General features: G+C 33.1%; 3 protein-coding genes. All 3 read right to left on the bottom strand.

Annotated features, from left to right (window positions below):
• Positions 1-111: 111 nt before the first annotated feature.
• From AC3ASS_RS14115 to AC3ASS_RS14105, 3 genes are read right to left on the bottom strand one after another with little or no spacing between them, the layout of a single operon-like run.
• The gene (locus AC3ASS_RS14115; RefSeq protein ID WP_488284142.1) at positions 112-663 is read right to left on the bottom strand and encodes a thermonuclease family protein; all 552 of its coding nucleotides are present in this window, start codon (positions 661-663) and stop codon (positions 112-114) included.
• A 50-nt stretch (positions 664-713) separates the two neighbouring features.
• Positions 714-1151, bottom strand: coding sequence for a DUF3267 domain-containing protein (locus AC3ASS_RS14110; protein WP_488284141.1), 438 nt, complete (start codon positions 1149-1151; stop codon positions 714-716).
• Complete coding sequence (locus AC3ASS_RS14105) at positions 1151-1663, bottom strand: DNA adenine methylase (RefSeq protein WP_488284140.1); 513 nt, start codon at positions 1661-1663, stop codon at positions 1151-1153. Before AC3ASS_RS14105 ends, AC3ASS_RS14110 begins: the two co-directional genes overlap by 1 nt.
• Positions 1664-1735: the final 72 nt, after the last annotated feature.

The following is a 1735-nucleotide window of genomic DNA, read 5'->3' as shown; positions in this document are numbered from 1 at the left end:
ATTTGTTCTTTAAATTCTTTAGTAAATGTTCTTCTTTTTCTCTTAGTCATAATTGATTCCCCTCCGACTCATGTTGATTCAAGTTTATATGACCTTAACGAATCTGTCTAATTAAGTGTAACCTATCCACGGATCTTCTTCTGAATTAAATCCTCTATCAGTAACATAATTTTCAATAGACCATATTCCGATACCTTTCTCCTTCGCTTCTTCCTGAGCCTCTTCAAATTCGGAAAGGTATCGAGTATTTGGAGGGTAAACATAGGCAACTCGAGCTAACCCCTCTTTTAAAAGTTGTTCCTGTACACTCTTTCCATCTATATAAACATAAGCGAGTAAACGCCCGTATTTATCCACCCGCTCCCCAACATCAAACTCAATCGTGAGTTTACCGCTCATTAAAATTTCTTTATTTCTGGCTTTTGCCTCTTCACCAAACGGTTGTTTACCAAGAGAAGGGTGAGACGTTTCTGGTGTGTCTACTAGGAGGTAACGAACGGTAGCAGTCTCTCCTCCATTATATCTGACCTCTATCGTGTCTCCATCCTTGATATCTAATAATTCGGCAGATATCTGTTCTGTAGTACCGGATGTCTCCTTAGGATTTTTTACATTTAACGTAGTGTTACAAGCTGAGAGAATAAAAACTAGGATTAACAACATCGAACATCTTAAGTATTTTCTCATTTTGTTTATCTCCCTCTATCATTTATTTAGTCTACCATTCTAAAAGATTTCATTTTATAAGTTTTAAAATTGTGAACTTCGGGATTAAATTCACTATAGAAATAGTAACTTTTATCAAATTTAAGTGCTTGAATGATTAGGTAAAAATCTGAGACACATCCAATGAGTTTAATAGAGAATAATGCGATTACAAACATTTTATAAGGAAAGATTAGTAAACTAATAATAAATAAGAAAAGTATTAAAACAAAAGGCATTATAGCAATACATATGAAGTGATTTTTATGAATAAACCCTTCAAACATAGTCACTGAATTCTTGAGAATACTCATAAGAACTTTAGATTTATATCCAAAATATTTAGCAGTAAAATAGTGGGTATATTCATGAATAAACGTAATTGCAAAAAATAATAAGAAAAAGACAATAAATAATTCCGAAAAGTAAGTATATCCCCCCTTCATTAAGCGGAATAGACTCTACCAATAATCTCGGTTTTTGGATATACATATAAATGACATAACCATTCGTTATAGTCATAAGTTAATACGATATCTGCACCAGGACACCCTTGATGAAGAGAATCAAGTAATTGGGCCAATTCTATATGGTCCTCTTTTGTGTAATAACAGTGGTACAATGTTTTACCTTTATCCACATAAGGTGGATCAATAAAAATAGTTGAATTATCATTCCAATACTCTTCTTCTATTAGTTCAATGGCATTTATATTTGTGATTTCAATAAGGTCACTTAATTTATGAACCTTTCTTATCCTTCTAATTAACTCATTAGGATTCCATCTTGCTAGAAGATCGGACAAATTTCCATGTTTACCACCGAGAGGATTTGCCTTAGAAATACCACTATAGGAAAGACGATTGACCAACAGTGAACACCAAGCTGCATCGACAATATTAGTTCCTATATAATCATTGGCAATAATTTCTTGGGCTTTAAAATAATCATTACTCATTAGCCCCCTAATGAATTTGGACACTCGATAAGGTGTTTTTTATAATCGAAGTGACCAAATGAAGGGGGCTTT

It is taken from the genome of Bacillus sp. JST-5, assembly GCF_057747715.1.
The sequence above is the reverse complement of the archived record's forward strand: the minus strand, read 5'-3'. Positions and strand labels throughout refer to the sequence as shown.

Bases quoted from the DNA above. Each gene is read 5' to 3' on its own strand.
- AC3ASS_RS14105 (WP_488284140.1), bottom strand. From the start codon at position 1,663: ATGAGTAATGATTATTTTAAAGCCCAAGAAATTATTGCCAATGATTAT.
- AC3ASS_RS14110 (WP_488284141.1), bottom strand. From the start codon at position 1,151: ATGAAGGGGGGATATACTTACTTTTCGGAATTATTTATTGTCTTTTTC.
- AC3ASS_RS14115 (WP_488284142.1), bottom strand. From the start codon at position 663: ATGTTGTTAATCCTAGTTTTTATTCTCTCAGCTTGTAACACTACGTTA.